The following is a 24,406-nucleotide window of genomic DNA, read 5'->3' on the forward strand; positions in this document are numbered from 1 at the left end:
ACCCCCGGCACACGGATTAGAAGTCCGTTGCTCTATCCTACTGAGCTACAGGCGCTTAACCTAGCTGACAATAATAAATTATAGCAGGATATTTTATAGGTGTCAACACTTTTCTACATTTTTTTATTTTTATATTTTTAAATTATATATTAATAAACTATTCAAGTGCTAATATCTCACCTTCTATATGATCATTCTTTATTTCAATTAAGCCTATACTCTTGTTACTACCTATTCTAGGCTTAGTAGGACTACCTGGATTTAATAAGAGTATATCTTCATATTTAACTACTGTTGGTACATGACTATGTCCAAATAAAATAACATTTGCTCCAAGTTCTTTACCTCTATAAAAAATTTTGTTCATATCTTTTTTAACATCATATAAATGACCGTGCGTTATAAAAAATTTTTTATTATTTAAGCTTATTATTTTTTCTTCATCTGATTTTTCACCTAAAAAATCACAATTTCCTTTTACATATATAACTTCTATTCCTAATTTCTCTTTTAGATTTATTGCATCTTTAACGTTATCACCAAGATGTATTATAATATCTACATCTTTCAATTGTGATATTTTCAAAATAGAATTATCTATACTCCCGTGAGTATCACTTAATACTACTATTCGCACATTACATCATCCTTTAATATGCTCTCTAATTCATTTCTTAATTTCTGTAAAGCATTTGCTCTATGACTTATCTTATTTTTAACTTCAAGCTCTAATTCTCCAAAAGTTTTAGTATATCCATCTGGTGTGAACAGTGGGTCATATCCAAAACCATTTTTTCCTCTTGGAGAAAATTCTATTATTCCTTTACATTCTCCAACTACAATTTTTACACTTTTATCTTCTAATACAATAGCTATAGCCGTTCTAAACTGCGCTGTTCTCTCTTCTCTAGGCACATTTTCTAGTTCTTTTAAAAGTTTAATATTGTTTTTTTCCGATGTTGCATCTTCTCCTGAATATCTTGCAGAATAAACCCCTGGTCTACCCTCAAGCTTATCTGCAAATAGCCCTGTATCATCTGCTATAACTATTCCATCAACATGTTTTGATATTTCCATTGCCTTTTTAATAGCATTTTCTTCTAGTGTCTCTTTATCTTCTTCTACCTCTAAATCCTTTAATCCTATTTCATCTTTAGAAATAATATTAATCTTCATACCACCAAGTATGTCTTTTATTTCTTTTATCTTATTCTCATTTCCACTAGAAAGTATTAAATTTTTTTTACTCATCTTTATTTCCACCTTTTTCTGATAGTTCATCTTTACTTTTTCCTATAAGTTTAGCTATTTCTCCAAGTGCTTCTTTTTGTTTTTCTATAAGTTCACTATTTCCTTTTTGTCCAAGTCTAATTAATTCATTTAGATCATCTAAACTAAAAGGTGACTCTTCTCCTGTTCCTTGTATTTCAACAAATTCTTTCTTATCAGTCATTATAATGTTCATATCTACTTTTGCATTTGAATCTTCTTCATAACATAAATCTAATATCCTATTTCCTTTAACTATTCCTACACTAACCGCTGATAAATAGTTTCTTACTGGTATATATGAAATTAAATTTTGTGAATATAAGTTATGTAAAGCATCTACCAACGCAATAAAAGCACCTGTTATAGAAGCTGTTCTAGTTCCTCCATCAGCTTGTATAACATCACAGTCTATCCATATAGTTCTTTCTCCCAAATCTTCAAGATTAATAACTGATCTTAAAGCCCTACCTATAAGTCTTTGAATCTCTTGTGTTCGTCCATCTACCTTACCCCTACTAGATTCTCTAATTTTCCTTGTAGCAGTAGCTCCAGGAAGCATAGAATATTCTGCTGTAACCCATCCATTTCCTGTTCCCTTTATAAAAGGAGGCACCCTATCATCTACCATTGCTGTACATATTACTTTAGTTTCTCCCATCTCTATAAGTACAGATCCATGAGGATGCTTTAAATAATTTCTAGTAATTTTCACACTTCTAAGTTGATCAAAACTTCTCTTATCAATTCTCATTAATTATCTACCTTTCTCTGTCTCTCAAATATATTTAGTATTCTATCCATACATATCATAATAATAACAAATATTTTATTGTTTTTCTATAACTGGTTAAAGTAATATAACATATATAACCAATCATTAATTCTGACTTATAACCCTTCTCATAGTTTTTTATTTCATATATCAAATATTTAAATTCGTTGATACATAAAGTATTTGATATGAAATCTAACTAAAATATACGTTAAGTATATAAATATACTAAATAATATAAAGACAATTATGTTTGTATACTAAACTAGTAAATATCCTAATATGAAAATTTGAAAAGTAATCTATATTTTCTATAAATATTATGAAAGTAGGCTTATATTCTAATATAAGCCTACTTCGTGTAAATAATTATTTAATTTAGTATAAATAATCCTTTAAATCTTAAGTTTATAAAGTTAACTACTTTTTTTATAATCTTAATTAGAATTTAGTAGTTTTCTTCCCTTCTCCGTAATAGTTAAAGTATTTATTGGATTTGGAGAACAAGTTGTATGACAGCTTTTACATCCTGAGCTACAACTAGCTTCATTATTTTCTTCTGAAATATATTTCATTCTTTTCAATTGTTCCAGAACTTGCTCTATTACATCTTCACTAGTATTCATTTTACTTGCTAATGCCTTTTTAGAAAAAGCTGACATATTGCTTATTTCTCTTAGAGTATCTACTAACATATGTTCATCTCCTTCCTTAAATACTTACCTTCTTAAATATCTAAAATATTCTTTTACAACATAATACTTCTTAAATTTATATATGTTTTAATTACTTTTCTTATTTACAATTATGCAATTTTAGCAATTAGCTTAATCCGAATAGTCTACCTATTTGGTATACAAGTACTGATAATACCCAGCCTATCGCGAAAGTATAAACTGCTGTGAAGATAGCCCATTTTTTCGAGTTTGTTTCTCTTCTAATAGTACCAATTGCCGCTGCACAAGGTGTATACAATAGTGTCATAATCAAGAATGAAAAAGCACTTAATGGAGTGAAAACTCCTTGGATAGCAGTAACAAGTCTTGATCCCTCTTGCACACCTGCATATACCATACCTAATATTGCTACAACTGCTTCTTTTGCTGCTACACCTGCAAATAACCCTACTGAAGCTTGCCATGTTCCATATCCCGCTGGTTTAAATATTGGAGCAATAAATGTTCCTATCTTTCCAAGAATACTTGCCTCGCTGTAAGGTTCAACACCATAAGGTAATATTGATAATGCCCAAAGTGCAGTTACAACTACGAGTATTATAGTTCCTGCTCTCTTTATGAAAGAGCTTACTTTGTCCCACATATTCATTAAAATTGCTTTTACAGTAGGAATTCTATATGGGGGAAGCTCCATAACGAAATAAGAAGATTCACCTTTAAATAAGGTTTTACTAAATATTTTTCCCATTATTAAAGCAATAATGAATCCTATTACATATAAAGAAAATAAAACTAGTCCACCGTGTTTAGGGAAAAATGCTGAAATAAATACTAAATATACAGGTAATCTAGCACTACAAGAAATAAAAGGATTTATTAAAATAGCAATCATTCTATCTTTTTTACTATCTAAGGTTCTAGTAGACATAATTCCTGGTACATTACATCCAGTACCTACTAACATAGATATGAAAGTTTTACCATGAAGTCCTAGAGTTCTCATTATTCTGTCCATAACATATGCTGCTCTTGCCATATATCCACTATCTTCTAGAATACCAAGCAGCAGGTACATAACCATTATCAATGGAACAAATTCAAGTACAGTTCCAACTCCACCAATAACTCCATCAGTTATAAATGAAATTAATAGTTCTGGCGCATTCATATTAGTAAGAACTGAAGCTAATTTTTCTCCTAGGGATTCTATTGCACCAGCTACTAAATCACCAAGAAATCCTTGACCTACAACGAAAGTTACTTGATATACTATAAACATTATTAAAGCAAAAATAGGTAATCCAAGCCATTTATGAGTTAATACCTTATCTATCTTATCTGATTTAGTTGTTACTTCTACTTTAGGTTTTTTAACACTTTTATTAACTGCATTTCCAATGAACTCGTATCTTTTATCTACTATAATAAGTTCTGGCTCCATAGAAGTAGCAGCAACAGTATCTATACTCTCTTGAACTATGTCAAGAATATTAGAATCAGTTTTCTTTGTAATTATATCTTGTATATAACTATCACCTTCAAGAAGTTTAATAGCAACCCATTTAGAAGGATATTCAATATCAGTATAAGAATTTTCTATAATTTCTTTTAGATAATCTATCTGCTCATCTACTTCTTTTCCATAATTTATTTTATCTTCACAAGGCTTATCTTTTTTCATAAGCTTTATAGCTTCTTCAATAAGTTTATCTACACCCTCTTTTTTAGAAGCTACTGTTGGTACAACAGGAACACCTAATTCTTTAGATAGCTTTTCTATATTAATATCTATCTTTCTACTCTTAGCTTCATCCATCATATTAAGAGCAATGATAACCTTAGTTCCCATTTCTAATAATTGAGTAGTAAGGTATAAATTTCTTTCAATATTTGTTGCATCAACCATATTTATTACTACATCTGGATTATCTTTCATAATAAAGTCTCTTGCAACTATCTCATCTTCAGAATAAGCTCCTAAACTATAAGTTCCAGGTAAGTCTACTATATTATATTTTTCTCCTTTAAATTTAAGAGTTCCTTCTTTCTTTTCTACTGTAACTCCTGGCCAGTTTCCAACATGTTGATTGGTGCCAGTAAGAGCATTAAAAATAGTAGTTTTTCCACAGTTGGGATTTCCAACTAAAGCAATAGTATTCAAAAAATCTACCTCCTTTTTACATTAATAATCATTATCATTTACGAATTTTAAAAAATAAAATACCAGTAAATTAATTACCGGTTAATCATTATTTTTTGAGCAAGTCCTCTTCCAATAGCAACTCTACATCCTGATAGAGAAACTATTATAGTTCCTGCATCATTTTTCACAACTTTTACTTCCGCTCCTTTATTAAAACCCATTTCATAAAGTCTTTTAGAAATTTTCTCTCCACCTGAAATATTATCGACTACACCTTTTTCGCCTTCTATAAAAAAACTTAGAGGTACACAAGCCATACTCTTCCCCTCCTTAAAGTTGTTCTACAATAATATTTGATGCTTCATTTTTTCTTAAAGTAAGTTTATATCCTCTTATTAAGATTTCAATAGGATCTCCTAATGGAGCTTTTCCTTTTATTTCTACTTGTACCCCGGGAACTACCCCCATATCCATAAGTCTTCTTTTAACATGTGCATCCTTTGATATTTCCTTAACTTTTACTTTTGCACCTAATGGCATTTTATCTAAACTATCCATGTAAGTCCCTCCTTCATCTCCGAAAACGATAATCCTTATCAATTATATTTTATTACTTTTTTCTCAATAAATCAATGGTTTTGATAAAAATAATGACATTAGAATTATTAGTTATAGACTGTTAAATCCTAAAAAAGTGTCAGTATAGCATTTTAAATACTATTAAGATTGAACTAGCAAACATATTAAGTAGTATAAGAGAATCTATGATAAAAGTATTATTTAATATCTTTTAAAAGTATAGTTTGTCCATGAATAACCAATAATTTAATATAGCTCATACTTTAACCTATTTTATTACTAAGTGGTTAAAATATGAGCTAATATAAGCATTGATAATTATTTATACTTTATTCATAAATTTTTTAATACTATTTAATATTCATTAGCAAATACAGGTATAGCCGTGCCTTGCCCTTCCAATGGTAATCCTGCTTCTTGTAATGTTTTTCCGTCAACTAATACTTCTATATTTTTCACATTTTCAAACTGAGATAAAGTAAGACTTATATTTTTAGACATTTTATCAAAAGCAACTTGATCTTTTATAGAGTTTTCATTATCTAGTTTAACATCTACATATATAGTTCCGTCGCTTACCTGAGCTTGTTGAAGTTTTACCCCATCTGGAATATCTGTATATAATCCTGAAAGCTCAGGAGCTCCCTTAAACAAGTATCCTAGTGCTGTTAATATATTATTCTTATGTGAAGATACTGGAATAGTAACAGGAACATAATATTCATACTCTCCACTTCCAGTTCCTTTATAGTAAACTACCATTTTCGAATCAGTGTTTCCAGATACTTCTATTAAGTTTATATCTTCTCTCTTAAGAGGTTTTTCTATATTAGTTCCGTGTTTCATTGTAGTAACTGCTTTCCCGTCTATTATAATTTGTACTTCTTTTATATTTGGAAATTCTGTAAGAGTATACACTATTCCTTTTATCATATTTTCCTCTTGTTTCTTACCTTCATAGTTCTCTATTTCTTTACTAAAATCAATTTTACATATACCAGTCTCGTTATCAACGGTCATTCCTCTTATTTCTGTTCCTGTTGGTATAATAGGTTTTAACCCTATAGGATTAATATCTTCTCTCACTGCAACGGTATCAGTCATGTTCTTAAGAGCAGCTTTTGCTATTCCTTCTTCCCAAGGTATTTGTCTTTTAATAGGTACTAAATACCCATTTTCATTTTGATAGTAAAGTGTTGTATCTCTTAAGTTAGTTTCTATACTTGCATTTATCTCTTCTTCATCATTCCTTATTATCTCAATGTCTCCCTTTTCTTCAAATATTATCCCCCTTATTTGGTCAATCTTATTGCATCCATATAATAATAAGGATAATAATATAGTAAGTATAATTCCTATAATTTTTTTATGTTTCATACCCACCCTCCCTAAGTAATTTAATTTATTAGTTTCTCTAAAAGAAAATGAGTCATATATCGTACTAAAATAATTAATAACTTACTATAAAATATATTATCAATCTTAAAACTATATGAATCCTTTAAAGATTTTAAATAAAAAAGTCCATAATTTAACCTATATCATTGATATTTGGATAAATTATGGACTATTGATACTAATCTTTTAATTGCTATTTAGTACAATAACTATTTATTTAAAGTAATTATCTATAGATGTTGCTAAAGATTGAGCGCATTTTTCAAGATAACTTTCAGTTACTATTATCTTTTCATCATTCGGATTTGATATAAATCCTAATTCTGCTAAAGCTGATATCATTTTAACATCTCTTGTTACTGCAAGAGATCTATCAATTACGCCTCTATTTCTACCTTTCAATGCTGACACAATCCCATCTTGTATTTTCTTTGCATATGGGTAATCATCTTGTAATTTTATTTTACTAATATTTTTAGAAGAATAAAAAGTTTCTAAACCTGTTGCAGTAGGAGCATTATCAACTGAATTAAAGTGTATACTTATAAATGCATCAACATTATTATCATTAGCCATTTTAGTTCTCTCTCTTAATTCCACTCTTCTATCATCACTTCTTGTAAGCATGGTTCTATATCCAAGTGCCTTCAATTTTTTATCTAGTTTTAAAGCTACATTTAAAGCTAGATCTTTTTCTTTGTATTTACCAGAAACTGATGTTGTTCCAGGATCAGATCCTCCATGACCTGGATCTATCATAATTAGCTTTCCATTTCCAGGATTAGTTCCTGGATTAGTTCCTGGATTAGTTCCTCCACCTGTAGATTGACCATTAACATAAAGTATCATCTTATCATTAGACTTTTCTACAGATAAGGTAGGACTAGTATAACTACTATTAATATCCATTACTACTCTTGTAACTTTTTCTCCCTGTGGATAAGATCCATCATTGGAAAATTGAGATACTCTTACACTTCCAACAACACCAGTAGAGATACTTCCTATACTATCAGGAGCTATAGTATTTCTTAGATCTACTACAACTCTATTTGGATTTGGAAGTGTAAAGCTATTATATTCTTGTGGGTACATGTTATGTAGTACTATAGCCTCTTTACCATTTATGACTTCTTTAGTTATCTTTTCAAGCTTATTTGTAAAGTTAAGAGATATAGTATTTACATTAGGAGTCGTTATTTGCGGTCTCACCATCTTACTTAAATCTAAAACAACTCTAACTGTATCTTGATCAAATTGAGATGCCCTTATAGTTTGTAAAGGCCACTTTCCTACAGCTTTTTCTATATATCCACTTCCATTTACATTTAGTTTACTATCATGTATATCTATTACTAGTTTATCTGGATTACTTAATTCCATAGTAGTATATCTAGCTTGTCCACTTGTTTTTATCTCTATTTGCGGAAGAGCATTACCACTTATGTTTTTTACTGCAATATCACTAACTTGATTTAGTGCTGGAGGATTTTCTCCATTATTATAGTTAATTCTTGCAGTCCACGTTGGTGCATCCCATAATACTTCACATCCAAGCTCTTCTGACACAAATCTTAAAGGTACCATTGTACTTGCATCATCCATTAACTTAGCTGGAGTGTTATAAGGAATAGGTTTTTTTACTCCATTAACAGTTACATAATTACTATTAATTTTAAACACTATTTTTTTAGTACTTGTAATTATTGTTGCTTCTTCAGTTTGCTGATTCCATTCTATCTTAGCATTTAGTCTTTCAGCTATGGCTCTTATTGGTACTAATGTTCTTTCTTGATATATAATAGATGGAGAGTTTCCCACTACAGTTTGTCCATTAAAGTAAACATTTACTTTTCTTACATCTCTGTATTGCCCATCTATAAATACTCTGACAAATTGAGATTGACCTATAGAACTCATGCTTAAGCTAAATAGCATAACAAATATCAGCGAAAGCGAAATTATCCTTTTCAATACTTCCCCTCCTTTTATTATTTTTTTACAAAATAAAATAAATAGTAAGATTCTTTAAAACTTAATATTCAGAATCTTTCTATTTAATAAATACAAAGTATTTTGATAACTTGGCTAACTTTAATACATGTATTGACATTATTTATATTGTAGTTAAGAAAATCAACATATTTCTTATGTATTTTTAAGTTTCCTTTATACTATTTATATCATTATATAAAATATTATGTCAATTAGTTTTGAACTTTGTAACATTAATTTAACATATATAACCTTGAAATTTGAACTTTTTCAATATAATTCTTAATATTTATATTACTTTATATAATTCATCACTTTGAGGTGGATCTATAGTTACACCTTGTCCATCTTCTTCTATAATAATATCTTCCTCTGTAACTTCTCCTATAATAGTGACTTGTATATTTTCTTTTCTAAGTTCTTTTAGTATTAACTCTGAGTTTTTATCAGAAGCTATTATAAGCATACTTCCACTTGATATTAGTCTAAGTGGATTTATATTAAAAATACTACATATTTCATTTGTCGACTGTTTTATAGGTATAAGTTCTCTTTTTACTTTCACTCCTTTACCTATAGCTTCTGAAGCTTCCCATATAGCTCCTAAAACTCCACCTTCTGTAATATCATGCATATAATTTACTCCAATACTTGCACATATCATTCCTTCTTTAACTACACTTATATTATCTCCTAGGGCTTGTGCTTCCCTTATTAATTCTTCTGACAACTTATTTTTTAATCTATCTTCTAATTCATTAGCTATTATTGATGTTCCCTCTATTCCTGCTGATTTCGTTATAAGAATTTTATCTCCTACTTTTATATTTTCCATAGTAATAACTCTCTCTTTTAATTGCTTTCCTATGACTGTAGTAGTTATAACTACTCTATTAACTGCATCAGTTATTTCCGTATGACCGCCAACTATTTCTACATTTAACTTTTCAGAAGCTTTCCCAGCATCTTTCATTATTTGCTCTAAATCTTTTTCTGTAGTATTAGCTGGAGCTAAAATAGTCATAAGAACTCCTATAGGTTCAGCGCCACTTGCAGCTACATCATTACATGAAATATTAATAGCTAAACTACCTATATTATGTGTAGCTCCTGTTATAGGGTCAGTCGAAACTACACAACTATATTCTCCAAAGTCAATTACTGAACAATCCTTTCCTACACCTGCATGAACTATGACTTCTTCTCTTTTATTTTTTATGTTTTCAAATACTAATTTTTCAAGTAGGTCATTTGGCACTTTTCCTATTTCCATTATTAATCCTCCCCTTTAAAATATTTAATCCAATTTTCTATAGTAGTAAATTCATGATCTGATATTATATATATTGGTTTTATGTCATCAGGAGGTATACTATGAAAAATAAGTACTTCTTCATCATACCCTTCCTTTCTATCTTTTCTAAGTTTAAGATTATCTTTAAAGCTAAGAGAAGTATCCCAGTATTTTCTTATAATCCTTTCTCCGTGGCAATCTAAGTAATCCCTTGCATCACTAAACATATCTATATGTTGAAGTATAAAAGGTTCATATATTTTATTTGCTAAACTTTCATTAGCTATCCAGCATTTACTTGGATTCACTTTTAATCCTAGTACTACACTGTGTGAATGCCATTGATGATCAGTTGAATAGTTCATACTAGCATATATAGCCTTTTCTCTTTGAACCCAATGAGGTATTTCTTCATTTTTTAAACTATCTATATACTTATGAAAACCTAAGTATTTATCTATATATGTATTTTTATCATTATATTTTATCCCATTTTCTAATATATCTTTTAAGTCTGTTATAGCAGCAACATGATACACGTATCCTGTATCTTTATAATCGGAGAAAAACACTAAATCAACTCCTTTATTAATTAGAATATCATATTTTCATATATAAAAATAGTAAATTGTAGGCAAAATATATCAAAAGTAAAAATTAAAAATAAAATTTATTTTATTTGGTTAAAATACTATTAATACATTTTAATCGGAGGTAATAGTTATGAGCATTAACTGTTCTGAAAAGTGCCTTTATCAAGATGATGGATTATGTACATTAAATCATATAACAACTTCTAGTGGAAATAGCTGTAGCAGTTGCCCATATTTTAAAGATAAAAAAACAGCTAACTAATATCTACTATAATAATTATTATTTAGTTAATTGAAAAATCTATTCATGTTCTTACACTTAAATAAAAAGTGTTAAAAATTATATAATTCTAATGTTTCATTATATAAAGAAACAATTTATTAATTTTCAAAAAAAAGTAGCTAAAGGAGATGTTGTTTTATCCTATAGCTACTTTTTTTCTTTTACAGTTAACACTTATTTAATCAAAGTTAAGAATTCTAAAGAATTTTTCTTATTATTTCTTAATGTTTCTCCCCTATACTAAGAACATAAACTTTAGATATATTAGGAGGAAACAATCATGAATATAAATAAAAAATATTTTATTGCACTTATAATATGGACTATATTAATATGTGTTTTTAAAAAATATAATTTAATAGCATTAGATACAGAGACTATAAAGCAATATCTAGTATCAAATACACAATATACGATGATAGCATTTATAGGATTGTGGGTAATTAGACTATTATTTTTCATACCTGGGGTTATCCTTATGGTATTAGGAGGAATATGTTTCGGATCTATGAAGGGATTTTTGCTATCAATGTTAGGCTTCATTCTAAGTGAAACTTTAGTATATCTAGCTGGAAGAAAGTTCTCAAATTCACAACTAAGAAATTTAATTAATAGTAAGCATCCAGAGATGGTACCGTTAATAGAAAAGTATAAATTTAAATTTTTAGCATTAGGAGTACTTTGCCCTGTAGCTCCAACGGACATTATATGCTTTTTATCAGCTTCAACAAGAGTAAGTTACATCAAATATATTTTATCTATAATTTTAGCTAACACTCCTGCCATGTTGCTATATAGTTATATGGGAATAGGTTACAAAGATTCTGTATATAGTATTACACTACTTGTCATATCAATTAGTATAATTACCTTTTATTCCACAACAATATGGAATAGTCTTAAAGACAAAGTAGGATGTTAATAGTTTAGTTATCATTTTTACTAAATGAATTCATCAAAATCTATTTAATTATTATGTTTTAAATTAAATATAAGAAACCTCCTTATATAGATTTTCAGTAAAAACCTTAATCTACAAGGAGGTTTCTTTTGATTACTTTATTATATTAGTGTTTTAAGATGTAAGTCCATTTAAAGTCTGTATCAACTCCAACTGGATATCTAGCTATTCCTTTTACATATGGTTTTACCGCATGTGGTTTTACTTCATAATATAAAGGATATATAGGCATATCTTTTGCTAATATTTTTTCTGCCTTAATTAAATTATCATGTCTTTCATTAATATCTGCTGTAGTTATTGCTGTTTTTACTAATTCATCATATTCTGGATTTGAATAGTAAGCATCATTATGTGGTGCACCTGTTAAATGTAAATCCATAAATGACATTGGGTCGTTATAGTCTCCTCCCCAACCTGCCATAGTTATTGTATAATCTTTTCTGTCATATCTATCTAGTCTTAATTTAAATGACGCTGACTCTATTTTTATTTCTACTCCTAATGCTTTTTTCCACATTTCTTGATAAGTTTGTGCTTCTCTTAATGCTCTTGTACTATCTCCTGCTAAGAAGCTTGTTCCTTTTTGGAACTCTTCTTTAGTAATTCCTAACTCTTTTAATCCTTTTTCAAAGTATTCTTTTGCTTTTTTAGCATCATATTTTGGTAATACATCTCCACGTTGCTTAGCAAATTCTCCATCATCTTTACCTTTTATAAGTCCTGGTGTTAATCCTCCTGCAACTACTCCAGCACCTCTTAAAACATTATCTACGTGAGATTTTCTATCTATCGCAAGTGATAGACCTTTTCTTATATTTTCATTTTTCATGTATTTATTTTCAACGTTATATTGTAAATACCAAACTGTACCTTCTGGTACTTTTACATAATCTTCAGTGTCTTTATATTTATCTATAAAGTCTACTGAAACTGTCATTTCATCCATATCTCCAGTGTCATATAAGTTAACTAGAGCATTAGCATCTGTTATCATATCTCCTTCAATTCTTTGAAGTTTAACACTTTTAGCATCCCAGTAATTAGGATTTTTTTCTAAAGTTAACTTTTGTTCATTTTTCCACTCTTTAACTACGAATGGTCCTGAATATACCATTTTATCTGGAGCTGTAGCAAATTGGTCACCAAGCTTCTCTACAGTAGCTTTTTGAGCTGGTAAGTAAGTATAGAATGCTAGTAAATCTAAGAAGAATGGAGTTGGTCTTTCTAACTCTACTTTTAATGTTTTTGGATCTACTACAGTTATTCCTACTTGATCAGCATCTTTTATTTTTCCAGTATTATAAGCTTCTCCATTTTTAATATGATATAACTGATAAGCATATTCTGAAGCTGTTGCTGGATTTAATGCTCTTTTCCAAGCAAATGCAAAATCTTCAGCTGTTATTGGTGTTCCATCTGACCATTTAGCATCTCTTAAATGGAATGTATATGTTAGTTTATCATCACTAACTTCCCATTTTTCAGCTAAACCTGAACCTTGTTTTATTTCTCCATTTGGAGATCTTCTTACAAGTCCTTCATAAATTCCATTAATGATCCATCCTGAAACTTGATCTTTACAAACTTGTGGATCTAAGTTAGGTGGGTTTGCCTGCCAGTTAAATCTTAATACTTGTTCTTCTGCTAATTCTTCTTTGCCTGTACTTTCTTTCCCCTTATCACTTTTCTTGTCGCCTGAACTATTTCCACATCCAGCCAGTCCAAGGGAAAGTGATAATACAGCAACTAAAGATAATGAAAGCCATTTTTTCATCTTCATTTACTTTCCTCCCTTATTTCTCTAAATATATTTATTTAGTGTATTTATTTAAAGTAGAGTAAGAAGAAAAAACTTACTCTACCATATGACAAGCTACAAAATGATCTGGTCTAATTTCTCTAAATTCTGGTTGTTTTTGTTGGCATATAGTGCTAGCAATACTACATCTAGTTCTAAATTTACATCCTGAAGGAGGGTCTATTGGACTTGGTACATCTCCTTCTAGCATTATTCTTTTTCTACTTCTTTCGATTTCCGGATCTGGTATTGGTACAGCAGAAAGTAGTGCCTGAGTGTAAGGGTGTAATGGTTTATCATATAGTTCAGTACTTTCAGCTAACTCTACTATATTTCCAAGATACATAACAGCTATTCTATTTGATATATGTTTAACCATACTTAAGTCGTGAGCAATAAATATATAAGTTAATCCAAATTCTTTTTGCAAATCTTCTAGCAGATTAACTACTTGAGCCTGAATCGATACGTCAAGAGCAGATATAGGTTCGTCACATATTATGAGCTCAGGCTCAATAGCAAGAGCTCTTGCTATACCTATACGTTGTCTTTGTCCACCACTAAACTCATGTGGATATCTATTAGCATGTTCTTTATTTAGCCCAACTAGTTCTAGTAGTTCATATATTCTTTTTTGTCTTGCTTCACCCTTGTATAGGTCATGAATATCTATACCCTCACCTATAATATCTGTAACTGTCATTCTAGGATTCAGTGATGCATATGGATCCTGGAATATCATCTGAGCTTTTCTTGTAAAATCTTTTCTTTCTTTTCCGTTCATTTTATTTATATTTTTATCCTCAAATATTATATCTCCATCTGTTGCATCATAAAGTCCTATTATAGTTCTACCTGCAGTTGATTTTCCACATCCTGATTCTCCAACTAGTCCTATAGTTTCACCTCTTTTAACCTTAAGACTTATTCCATCTACAGCTTTTAATATCTGTCCTTTACCTACATTAAAGTATTTTTTCAAGTTATTAATTTCTATTAGATTCTTTTCATTGTTACTCACTTTTATTTCCCTCCTTTGGCTACAGGACTCTCAACATTAGGCGCTAATTCATGTTGTAGCCAACAATTTACACGGTGAGTATCTGTAATTTGAGTTTCTTCTGGATGCTGTTCTAAACAAACTCCCATTGCATAGTCACATCTAGCCGCAAATGGACATCCTTTTGGAGGTGCTATTAAGTCAGGTGGTGTACCATTTATAGGTATCAGTTTTTCATTTTTATTTATATCTAGTCTAGGAACTGATTTTAGAAGTCCCCATGTATAAGGATGCTTTGGATTATAAAATACTTCATTTACAGTTCCAGTCTCTATAATAACTCCAGCATACATTACTGCTACTCTATCTGATATATCTGCAACTACTCCTAAATCATGAGTAATTATTATTATTGACATGTGGAGTTTTTCTTGTAATTCTCTCATAAGATCTATAATCTGAGCCTGTATAGTAACATCTAGTGCAGTTGTAGGTTCATCAGCTATAAGAAGCTTTGGATTACAAGCTAGTGCTATAGCTATCATAGCTCTTTGTCTCATACCACCACTGAATTCATGTGGATATTGTTCTACACGCTTTTCTGGTGTTGGAAGACCAACTAGTTTAAGCATTTCTATAGCTTTTTCTTTAGCTTGCTTTTTATCCATATTTTGATGTTTCATTAAGCCTTCCATTATCTGCTTTCCGATTTTCATAGTTGGATTAAGAGATGTCATAGGGTCTTGGAAAATCATACTTATATCTTTTCCACGAACAGACTCCATTTGTTTATCTGAAAGTTTTGTAAGATCTTTTCCTTCAAATGTTATTGTTCCTCTTTTTATTCTTCCAGGAGGCATAGGGATAAGTCTCATTATAGTCTGTGATGTTACTGACTTGCCACATCCAGATTCTCCTACTATTGCTAAAGTTTCTCCTTTATTTACATGAAAGTTCACACCTCTAACAGATTGAACTTCTCCAGAATAAGTGTCAAAAGATACTGCTAAGTCTTTAACATCTAAAAGTTTATCTTTCAACGTCTTCCCTCCTTACTTTCTAAGCTTAGGATCTAGTGCGTCCCTAATGCCGTCTCCTAATATATTAAATGCAAGCATTGTTACACTTATTAATAAAGCTGGGAATAATAGCTGATATGGATATGTTAAAAGTGTCAATGTTCCTTCATTAGCTAGTGTTCCCCAACTTGCTAGTGGTGCTGGAACTCCAAGTCCTATATAACTTAAGAAAGCTTCTGTAAATATTGCACTAGGAACTTGGAAAGTTAAGTTTATTATTATAGGTCCCATAGCATTTGGTATCAAGTGTTTTAGTATAATTCTTGATGAACTAGCTCCTAAAGTTTTGGCAGCAAGTACAAACTCCATTTGTTTTAGCTGTAGTACTTGGCCCCTAACTAGACGAGCCATTCCTCCCCATCCAGAAATGGATATCGCTACTATTATAGTGCTTAATCCTTGCCCCATAACAAGCATTAATAGGATAACCCACAATAGCTCTGGTATAGAGTATATTATCTCTACTATACGCATCATTATAACGTCTACATATCCACCAAGATAACCTGAAATTCCGCCATATATAATCCCGATAGTTATATTAATTAATGCTGAAATAAATCCTATGAATAAAGATACTTTAGCTCCTTCCCAACATCTAACAAATATATCTCTTCCTAGTGCATCAGTTCCGAACCAATGTACTGATGTAGGTCCTTTATTTATAAGAGTAAAGTCTTGTTCTGAATATCCAAAAGGTCTAATTTTAGGCCCTAAAAAAGCCATTATAATTATAAGAAATAATAATCCAAGTGAGAACAGTGCTAGTTTGTTTTCTTTTAGTCTTCTCCAAGCATCAGCCCAGTAAGTTAAACTAGGTCTAACAATTTTTTCAGATTTATCTATATCTTTGTCTACAGGCTTAAACATATCTTCAGTCAATGTAGACATCTGACTCTTCGGCATCTTTTTCTCCCCTCTTTCTAACTACTGGTCTAGTCTTATTCTAGGATCAACTAGTCCGTATAATAAGTCTATAATGTACATCATAAATACTAATATAGTTGCATAAAATGTCGTAGTTCCTAGTATAAGTGTATAGTCATTTTGTTGAATACTTTGAACATAATGCTTACCTATCCCAGGTATTATAAATATATTTTCAACTACGAATGATCCTATAAGAACTGAAGCTATCATAACTCCAAGTATAGTTATTACTGGTAATATAGCGTTTCTTATAGTATGTTTAAATATTATAGATCCTTTTGAAAGACCTTTTGCCTTAGCTGTTTTTACATAATCTTGTCCTAATACATCAAGCATACTTGTTCTCATCATTCTAGCTATATATGCAGTCATACTTAATCCTAAAGCTACTACTGGTAGTACATAGTGGCTAAGAGTACCCCATCTTCCAACTGGGAACCATTTCAGATATGCTCCAAACCAATACTGAAATAATGCTGCAAATACAAAGTTAGGAACTGAAACTCCTATTACAGCAGTTATAATCACTAAATAGTCAGGGAGCTTACCCCTATTTAGTGATGCTATCACTCCACATGATACTCCCACTACTACTCCTAACGTAGCAGCTAATAATCCTAGCTTAGCTGATACAGGAAATCCTTCTGATAGTATATTTCCAACTGATCTGTTTTCATACTTCATTGAATCTCCTAAATCTCCCTTTAAAAGATTTTTCATATAAGTTCCGTATTGAACTATAAGTGGCTTATCTAGCCCATATTTAGCTTCTAAGTTTTTCATAATTTGTGGTGGTATTTTCTTACCATCAGTAAACGGATCTCCTGGTATTGAGTGCATTAAGAAAAATGTTATAGTTATAATAACCCAAACAGTTAACACCGCTATTACTCCTCTTTTAAGAGTATACTTTAACAATTACTACACCTCCATACATCTATAAAAGCCTTTTTATACTAGATATTAATATATCTATAGTTTTGAATTTTACGATAAATTTGACAATTTATCTTAAATAAAAGCAAAAAAGTAGTATATATAAGAGTAAAAAACACATAACAAATATATAAAACTTCTTTTTCACTTTAATATTCTAAAGCATTTTATATATTAAACTTTAAATATAATTTAGCCTATTGTAAAAGTTTCTAATTTTCTGAATTTAATATCAGAAAAGTAACATCGACACAATCTCTCTCGACATTATATATAATTATATAACACAACCTAATTAACATATTTTTAACAATTTATTAATATTTCTTAACAATTTGTATAGATAAATATTACAATTATGTTTATACATATTGTTGAAAATCACACATTTATAACCTTATTCACTCACTGCAAAGAAAAAATATTCTTTTAATATTCCACAATTAGTTAAATAGTTTTTCTTTTTGTTACATTTTTTTAATATTTTTATATACTATATATTTACTATCTATTTATTTATTAGACAAATATATATATCAATAGTAAAATTTTGAAATAAAATTAATGTTTAATATGAAACATTAATCATATATTATTGATACGATAATCCATCTTATACACAATTTGGAATATGAGATAAGAATAAAAAATAGTCAGTATGACGATTAAGCCTTACTGACCATTTCTAATAATATGTTATTTATTTTTTTTGGATTTGCTTTGCCTTTTGTAGCTTTCATTATTTGTCCTACAAGAAATCCTAATACCTTATCTTTTCCTTGTTTATATTCATTAACAGCATCTTGATTTTGAGACAGTATTTCTTTCACTATTAATCTAAGCTCTTTGTCATCATTTATTTGCTTAAGTCCTAAATCTTCTATTATTACTTTAGGTCTTTCCCCTTGTTCAAACATCCTTCTAAATATATCTTTAGCTGTACTATTATTTATATCACCATTACTAATGTAATTTATTAACTCACCTAAGTCCTTAGATTCAAATTTTATATTATCTATTTTTATTTTACTATCATTCAATCTTCTTAGCATGTCTCCAGTTATCCAGTTTGCTACTTGTTTAGCTTCTTTAGTATAATTTAGTGTTTCCTCGAAAAAATTAGCTATCTTTTTATCAGCTATAAGAATCTCAACATCGTATTCGGATAACTCATATTTATCAATAAATCTTATTTTCTTATCATGTGGTAGTTCTGGAAGACTTTTTTCTATATCACTAATCATATCCTCATTCAATAATACATTAACTATATCGGGTTCTGGAAAGTATCTATAATCTAGAGCATCCTCTTTGCTTCTCATTGCTAATGTCTTATTTTCTGATTCATCCCATCTTCTTGTTTCTTTACTTCCAATTTTTTTGTATTTTAAAAGCTCTATATGTCTACTTTCTTCGTATTCAACTGCTCTTATAGCATTTTTAAATGAATTCAGATTCTTAAGCTCTACAATTTCTGTTTTTATATTATTATTTTCGTCTACTATATTTATGTTTACATCACATCGAAGTGACCCTTCCTCCATTTTACAATCTGATACTTCTATATACTCTATTATTTGTTTTAAATTCTCTAAAAAAATACTCAATTCTTTTGATGAATTTATATCTGGTTCAGTTACAATCTCTATAAGTGGTACTCCACATCTATTATAATCAAGTAGTATATTTCTTTCTTTATCATATATAGATTTTCCAGTGTCTTCTTCTATATGTATTCTTTTTATTCTTATCTTTTTATTTGATCCCTCATTTTCTATATTAAGATAGCCATTTTCACATAATGGATTATAATATTGAGTTGTCTGAAATCCTTTTACTAAGTCCTGATAAAAATAATTTTTTCTATCCATGTTAACTTTATTAGCAATCTTACAATTAAGAGCTAACCCCGCTTTTATTCCATACTCTATCACCTTTTCGTTAATAATAGGTAGTGATCCTGGAAGCCCTAAACATACAGGGCATACTTGGGTATTTGGTTCTTTTCCAAACTCAGTTGAACAACCGCAAAATATCTTTGTATTAGTATTTAATTCTACATGTATTTCTAGTCCTATAAGGGTTTTATAAGACATTTTATCAACTCCTGTTTTTATCAATTATTCATAATAAAACTTTTCAAAGACTTCATTAGCATACTTTATTTTTTTCATAAGCATAAGCTATCTTAAAAATAGCTTTTTCATTAAGTCTATTGCTCATTATCTGCATTCCTATAGGTAAATTATCAATTTTACCACAAGGAATAGTCATAGCTGGAATTCCAACTAAGTTAGCTGGAGTTGTTAATTTATCTAATATATGACCATATTCACCATTACTTTCCTTACTACCTAGCTTAAAGGGTAGATTAATTGTAGTAGGTGTTATTAAAACATCATACTTTCTAAATATATTTTCATATTCATTTTTTAATAATGTTCTTATCTTACAAGCTTTTTCATAATATTTTTCATAGTTACTAGAACTTAAAAAGTAGTTCCCAATTAGTATTCTCTTCTTTACTTCTTCTCCAAATCCTTCGCTCCTGTTTTTTATAATTAAGTCTTCTATTGAACTATAATTATCGCTTCTATATCCATACCTTATTCCATCAAATCTCCCTAAATTAGAACTGGCTTCTACTAACGATATTATATAGTATGCTGATAATGCATACTCTGTAGTTGGAAGTGAAATTTCATCAATATTAGCTCCTAGTCTTTCAAGGAACATTATTTCTTCTAGCACTTTTTCCCTTATACGTTCATCCACTTCTGATCCAAAGTATTCTCTTGGTATACCTATTTTCATTCCTTTAATATTGTCTATTAGATATTCTCTATAGTTTTCTTTTTCTCTATTAATAGATGTAGAGTCAAATTTATCGTTGCCCGATACGCTATTCAACACTATAGCACAATCCTCTACATTCTTAGTTATAATTCCTATTTGATCTAAAGACGAGGCAAAAGAAACTAGTCCATATCTAGAAATTAATCCATAAGTAGGTTTAAGTCCTACTACTCCACAATAACTAGCAGGTTGTCTTACAGAGCCTCCCGTAGAAGAAGCTATAGAAAAAAGTACTTGTCTAGATGCCACGCTAGCAGCTGATCCGCCACTTGATCCTCCTGGAACTCTAGATTTATCTACAGGATTTTTAGTAGAATTAAAATAAGAAGTTTCATTAGACGATCCCATAGCAAATTCATCCATATTATTCTTACCTATTATGATTGCTCCATCTTCTTTTAATTTTTTAGAAACGGTAGCATCATATGGTGCTATGAAATCTTTCATCATCTTTGAAGCACAAGTTGTCTTAAATCCTTCTACCATTATATTATCTTTTATAGAACATGGAATTCCTGCTAAATCGGATATAGTCTTCATTCTTATAATAGTATCATCCACTTGTTTAGCCCTTTTTATTGCATAATCTTCAAATACAGATATAAAAGAATTTAAATCAGATTCCGTTTCACTTATTCTTTTTAAATAGCTTTTCACTATATCTTGTGAATTTATCTCTTTTTTTCTTAATAAATCTATTAAATCATGTATAGTGAGATGAGTTAGATCCACTTGTATCATCCTTTCAATACTTCAAATATGAAGCAATATATTAACTTATTAATAATTTTCCTACGTACTTCATATAGTTAAGTAATTTATTTATTTCTATTTTTCCAGTTGTACTTAGATATAGACATTTCATACAAATTCCAATAACCGTTTTCAACCTTCCTCGCATTTTTAATAAGATTTTCTTTTACAAATCCAACACCCTCGTAACACTTAATAGCACCAGAGTTAAAATCAAATACTTTAAGGATTATCTTCTCTAGTTTAAACTTTGTAAATCCAATCCTTAATAATTCTTCTAATACTAGTTTCCCTATTCCTCTACCTCTTACATTTTCTTCTCCTATTAAAAATCTTCCTATTTTCCCAACCATATTGACCTTATCTTCTATGCATAACTCAACAGTTCCAATAGTTTCATTTGTATCAGCTAATATTATTTTATAAACGAATATATCAGAATTTTCTTTTTTAACTTTATTATAAAAATATTCTCGGATTTGATCTTCAGTTAAAGGATATGTATACACAGGCCCAGCCCATTGCAATAAATAATCTGACGTCTTATTTCCATTCCATTCAACTATTTTTCTAAAGTCTTTTTCTTCTAAGTACTGAAGCTTTATCATTTTAATTCCCCCTAAATAACGAGAAATATGAATTTCTTACTAAGTTAATCATATACAAATTTGCACCAAGAAGAGTTATTATTCTACTTGGTGCATAAAATTATCCTAATATTTTTTCGATTACCCAGGAAATATGCTGATACTTATTGTCAATTTATTTTGTAGAAATTTTAAAATAATCGTCAAGAGTATCTTTTGCATTCATTAAAGCCTTATTTTTATCCATACTTTCTTTTAAGACATCTTCTCTTGTTACATTCATTTGTGAATGAATATAGTAAGTAGGCTCTATATTTGTCGTATTCATTTCTTCAATCTTTTCTACATAGTTTAGTAATATTTCTATATCTTTTATGAATTTCTCTTTTTCCTTACCTTTTATTTCTAATTTTGATAGTTTTATAACTTTCTCGATTTCTTCCTCTGTAATAGTCATTATATTCCCTCCATATTACATAAGCTTTGAATCTTCAACTATTTTCTTAAATTCATCACTATTTATAATAGAAATTCCAAGTTCACTAGCTTTGTCGGCCTTTGATCCTGGATTTTCTCCAACTACCACAAAGTCTGTTTTTTTACTTACACTACCTGTCACTTTACCACCAAGTTTTTCTACTATTTCTTTTGCCTCAGTCCTACTAAAGTCTTCTAAAGTGCCAGTAACAACTACAGTTTTTCCACTGAATATACTATCTTCTTTTACTTCATGCTCTTCATATTCTAAAGTTATTCCTTCAGATAATAGCTTATTTATACTTTCTACTATTTTGTCATCATGGAAAAACTCTATTATACTATTAGCAACTATTCCTCCTATATCTGGTACAGAAATTAATTCATCATATGTTGCGTTCATTATATTTTCTAGTGACTTGAAAGTATTAGCAAGCTCTGTAGCTGTTTTTCTTCCTACATTAGGTATACCAAGTGCATATATAAACGCATCTAAATCACAATTTTTACTTTTTTCTATAGCATTTAATAGATTCTCTGTCTTTTTCTTTCCGAATCTCTCTAATTCAACTAAATCATCAAATTTAAGCTCATATATTTGAGATATATCCTTTAAATCTAATTTTTCAAATAACTGTCCTGCTGTTTTTTCACTAAATCCTTCTATATTCATAGCATCTCTACTTGCAAAATGAACTAGTCTTGATACTAACTGTGGCTTACAAGATAGTGAATTTAAGCAAAACATATGTACACCTTCATGTTTCAATTCACTATTACATGCAGGACAGTATTCTGGCTTATCTATTTCCTCATGTACTTCATCATCTTCAACTGCTCCCATTATTTCTGGTATAACATCATTTGACCTTCTTATCCAAACCTTGCATCCTTTTTTTACTCTTTTTCTCTGTATATCATCCCAGTTATTTAAAGTAGCCCTTTTTACAGTTACTCCTCCTATATCAATAGGCTCTAGATGTGCTATTGGAGTTACTTTTCCCGTTCTTCCTACATTCCATTCCACTTCTAGTAGCTTTGTAGTAACTTCTTCTGCCTCAAATTTATATGCCATAGCCCATCTAGGAAACTTCTGAGTATATCCTAAAACTTCTCTCGTTCTAATATCATTTATTTTTATAACTAATCCATCTGTTAACACATCTAAATTTTTTCTTTCTTCATTCACTCTACCTACTTCTTCTATTACTTCTTCTATATCATTATATACTTTAAGATAGTCGTTTACAGGAAGTCTATTTTCCTTTATGAACTCTATCATATCTAGATGAGTTTCAAATGTTAATGTATCAGAAAATCCTATATTATAAAAGTAAGCTATAAGGTTTCTTTCTGCTGTTAACTTTGGATCCAAGTTTCTTAAAGCCCCTGCCGCTCCATTTCTAGCATTCTTCAAAGGTTCTTTTGCCTTTTTATTATACTCTTCTAGTGCCGATAAAGGCATGAGACCCTCTCCTTGAACCTCAAATGTGCCATCTTTAAAAGGTATAGTTAAAGGAACAGTTTTTATTGTTTTTATCTGTGGAAGTATGCCTTCTCCTATTATTCCATTACCTCTAGTTGAACCTTGTACTAGTTTTCCATCTTGATAAGTAAGGTTTATTGTAAGACCATCGAATTTTAGTTCAACAACATACGTAGGATATGGAAGCTTCTGTTCATTTGCTGCATTATACTGGTTTATAAGCTTTTTAACTCTTTGATCCCAACTTCTAAGTTCTTCTACATTTTGGCTTTTATCCAAGCTCAGTAGTTTTCCTAAATGTCTATGTTTTTCGAACTTATCTAATACTTCCCCACCTACTCTTTGTGTAGGTGAGTTAGAAAGCACAGTATTTGTTTCTTTCTCGAGTGCTACTAATTCATCATAAATAGCGTCATATTCTTTATCACTAACCTTAGGACTGTCTAATGTATAGTAGTAGTAGTTTAGGTCATTTATTATATCTATTAGTTCTTTCATTCTAGACAATTTATTATCATCCATATTAGCACCTCC

At 29.7% G+C, this 24,406-nt stretch carries 23 protein-coding genes; 2 read left to right on the forward strand and 21 right to left on the reverse strand.

Features of this window, described 5'->3' with window-relative positions:
* Nucleotides 1–157: 157 nt before the first annotated feature.
* The 11 genes from CLPU_RS14540 to CLPU_RS14590 form a co-directional block, all read right to left on the reverse strand.
* Nucleotides 158–637, reverse strand: coding sequence for a metallophosphoesterase (locus tag CLPU_RS14540; RefSeq protein ID WP_050378558.1), 480 nt, complete (start codon nt 635–637; stop codon nt 158–160).
* Nucleotides 628–1,251: an RdgB/HAM1 family non-canonical purine NTP pyrophosphatase gene (rdgB, locus tag CLPU_RS16925; protein ID WP_050378560.1), complete on the reverse strand. Its 624-nt coding sequence runs from the start codon at nt 1,249–1,251 to the stop codon at nt 628–630. The genes CLPU_RS14540 and rdgB overlap by 10 nt, the downstream gene beginning before the upstream one ends.
* A complete protein-coding gene (gene rph / locus CLPU_RS16930) occupies nt 1,244–2,023 on the reverse strand; it encodes a ribonuclease PH (RefSeq protein WP_050378561.1) in 780 nt (259 codons plus the stop codon). The genes rdgB and rph overlap by 8 nt, the downstream gene beginning before the upstream one ends.
* Nucleotides 2,024–2,481: 458 nt before the next feature.
* The gene (locus CLPU_RS14555) at nt 2,482–2,739 is read right to left on the reverse strand and encodes a FeoC-like transcriptional regulator (RefSeq protein WP_050378563.1); all 258 of its coding nucleotides are present in this window, start codon (nt 2,737–2,739) and stop codon (nt 2,482–2,484) included.
* A gap of 127 nt (nt 2,740–2,866) precedes the next feature.
* Nucleotides 2,867–4,882: a ferrous iron transport protein B gene (gene feoB, locus CLPU_RS14560; protein WP_050378564.1), complete on the reverse strand. Its 2,016-nt coding sequence runs from the start codon at nt 4,880–4,882 to the stop codon at nt 2,867–2,869.
* A 74-nt stretch (nt 4,883–4,956) separates the two neighbouring features.
* A complete protein-coding gene (locus tag CLPU_RS14565; RefSeq protein ID WP_050378566.1) occupies nt 4,957–5,181 on the reverse strand; it encodes a FeoA family protein in 225 nt (74 codons plus the stop codon).
* 13 nt (nt 5,182–5,194) lie between these two features.
* A complete protein-coding gene (locus CLPU_RS14570) occupies nt 5,195–5,422 on the reverse strand; it encodes a FeoA family protein (protein ID WP_050378568.1) in 228 nt (75 codons plus the stop codon).
* A 375-nt stretch (nt 5,423–5,797) separates the two neighbouring features.
* Entirely contained in the window at nt 5,798–6,820 is a 1,023-nt protein-coding gene (locus tag CLPU_RS14575) for a GerMN domain-containing protein (protein ID WP_050378570.1), read from the reverse strand.
* A 234-nt stretch (nt 6,821–7,054) separates the two neighbouring features.
* Nucleotides 7,055–8,815 carry an N-acetylmuramoyl-L-alanine amidase family protein gene (locus CLPU_RS14580; protein ID WP_050378572.1) on the reverse strand — a complete coding sequence of 587 codons (1,761 nt, stop codon included), beginning with the start codon at nt 8,813–8,815 and terminating at the stop codon, nt 7,055–7,057.
* Between the two features lie 310 nt (nt 8,816–9,125).
* Nucleotides 9,126–10,109, reverse strand: coding sequence for an AIR synthase family protein (locus CLPU_RS14585; protein WP_050378574.1), 984 nt, complete (start codon nt 10,107–10,109; stop codon nt 9,126–9,128).
* A gap of 2 nt (nt 10,110–10,111) precedes the next feature.
* Complete coding sequence (locus CLPU_RS14590; RefSeq protein WP_050378576.1) at nt 10,112–10,702, reverse strand: DarT ssDNA thymidine ADP-ribosyltransferase family protein; 591 nt, start codon at nt 10,700–10,702, stop codon at nt 10,112–10,114.
* Between the two features lie 151 nt (nt 10,703–10,853).
* Here CLPU_RS14590 and CLPU_RS18080 point away from each other — a divergent pair, with 151 nt between their 5' ends.
* Entirely contained in the window at nt 10,854–10,985 is a 132-nt protein-coding gene (locus CLPU_RS18080) for a hydroxymyristoyl-ACP dehydratase (RefSeq protein ID WP_097677583.1), read from the forward strand.
* A 301-nt stretch (nt 10,986–11,286) separates the two neighbouring features.
* Nucleotides 11,287–11,928: a TVP38/TMEM64 family protein gene (locus CLPU_RS14595; RefSeq protein WP_050378578.1), complete on the forward strand. Its 642-nt coding sequence runs from the start codon at nt 11,287–11,289 to the stop codon at nt 11,926–11,928.
* A gap of 145 nt (nt 11,929–12,073) precedes the next feature.
* Here the strand turns inward: CLPU_RS14595 and CLPU_RS14600 are convergent, their stop codons facing one another.
* The 10 genes from CLPU_RS14600 to ligA form a co-directional block, all read right to left on the reverse strand.
* Nucleotides 12,074–13,750, reverse strand: a complete 1,677-nt coding sequence (locus CLPU_RS14600; RefSeq protein ID WP_082154257.1) for a peptide ABC transporter substrate-binding protein — start codon at nt 13,748–13,750, stop codon at nt 12,074–12,076.
* 73 nt (nt 13,751–13,823) lie between these two features.
* Nucleotides 13,824–14,789 (reverse strand): ABC transporter ATP-binding protein, encoded by a 966-nt coding sequence (locus CLPU_RS14605; RefSeq protein ID WP_050378580.1) that lies wholly within the window; start codon nt 14,787–14,789, stop codon nt 13,824–13,826.
* A 2-nt stretch (nt 14,790–14,791) separates the two neighbouring features.
* Nucleotides 14,792–15,808, reverse strand: a complete 1,017-nt coding sequence (locus CLPU_RS14610; protein ID WP_050378582.1) for an ABC transporter ATP-binding protein — start codon at nt 15,806–15,808, stop codon at nt 14,792–14,794.
* 12 nt (nt 15,809–15,820) lie between these two features.
* On the reverse strand, nt 15,821–16,753 hold the full coding sequence (locus CLPU_RS14615; RefSeq protein ID WP_321169974.1) for an ABC transporter permease: 933 nt from the start codon (nt 16,751–16,753) through the stop codon (nt 15,821–15,823).
* Between the two features lie 21 nt (nt 16,754–16,774).
* Nucleotides 16,775–17,695 (reverse strand): ABC transporter permease, encoded by a 921-nt coding sequence (locus CLPU_RS14620; RefSeq protein ID WP_050378584.1) that lies wholly within the window; start codon nt 17,693–17,695, stop codon nt 16,775–16,777.
* Between the two features lie 683 nt (nt 17,696–18,378).
* On the reverse strand, nt 18,379–19,809 hold the full coding sequence (gene gatB, locus CLPU_RS14625) for an Asp-tRNA(Asn)/Glu-tRNA(Gln) amidotransferase subunit GatB (RefSeq protein WP_050378587.1): 1,431 nt from the start codon (nt 19,807–19,809) through the stop codon (nt 18,379–18,381).
* 55 nt (nt 19,810–19,864) lie between these two features.
* Nucleotides 19,865–21,301, reverse strand: coding sequence for an Asp-tRNA(Asn)/Glu-tRNA(Gln) amidotransferase subunit GatA (gene gatA, locus CLPU_RS14630; RefSeq protein WP_050378589.1), 1,437 nt, complete (start codon nt 21,299–21,301; stop codon nt 19,865–19,867).
* Between the two features lie 86 nt (nt 21,302–21,387).
* Entirely contained in the window at nt 21,388–21,930 is a 543-nt protein-coding gene (locus CLPU_RS14635; protein ID WP_050378591.1) for a GNAT family N-acetyltransferase, read from the reverse strand.
* Between the two features lie 154 nt (nt 21,931–22,084).
* A complete protein-coding gene (gatC, locus tag CLPU_RS14640) occupies nt 22,085–22,366 on the reverse strand; it encodes an Asp-tRNA(Asn)/Glu-tRNA(Gln) amidotransferase subunit GatC (RefSeq protein ID WP_050378596.1) in 282 nt (93 codons plus the stop codon).
* 15 nt (nt 22,367–22,381) lie between these two features.
* Nucleotides 22,382–24,394, reverse strand: a complete 2,013-nt coding sequence (gene ligA, locus CLPU_RS14645; protein ID WP_050378597.1) for an NAD-dependent DNA ligase LigA — start codon at nt 24,392–24,394, stop codon at nt 22,382–22,384.
* Between the last annotated feature and the right edge of the window lie 12 nt (nt 24,395–24,406).

Source organism: Gottschalkia purinilytica, assembly GCF_001190785.1.
GTDB classification, from domain to species: domain Bacteria; phylum Bacillota; class Clostridia; order Tissierellales; family Gottschalkiaceae; genus Gottschalkia_A; species Gottschalkia_A purinilytica.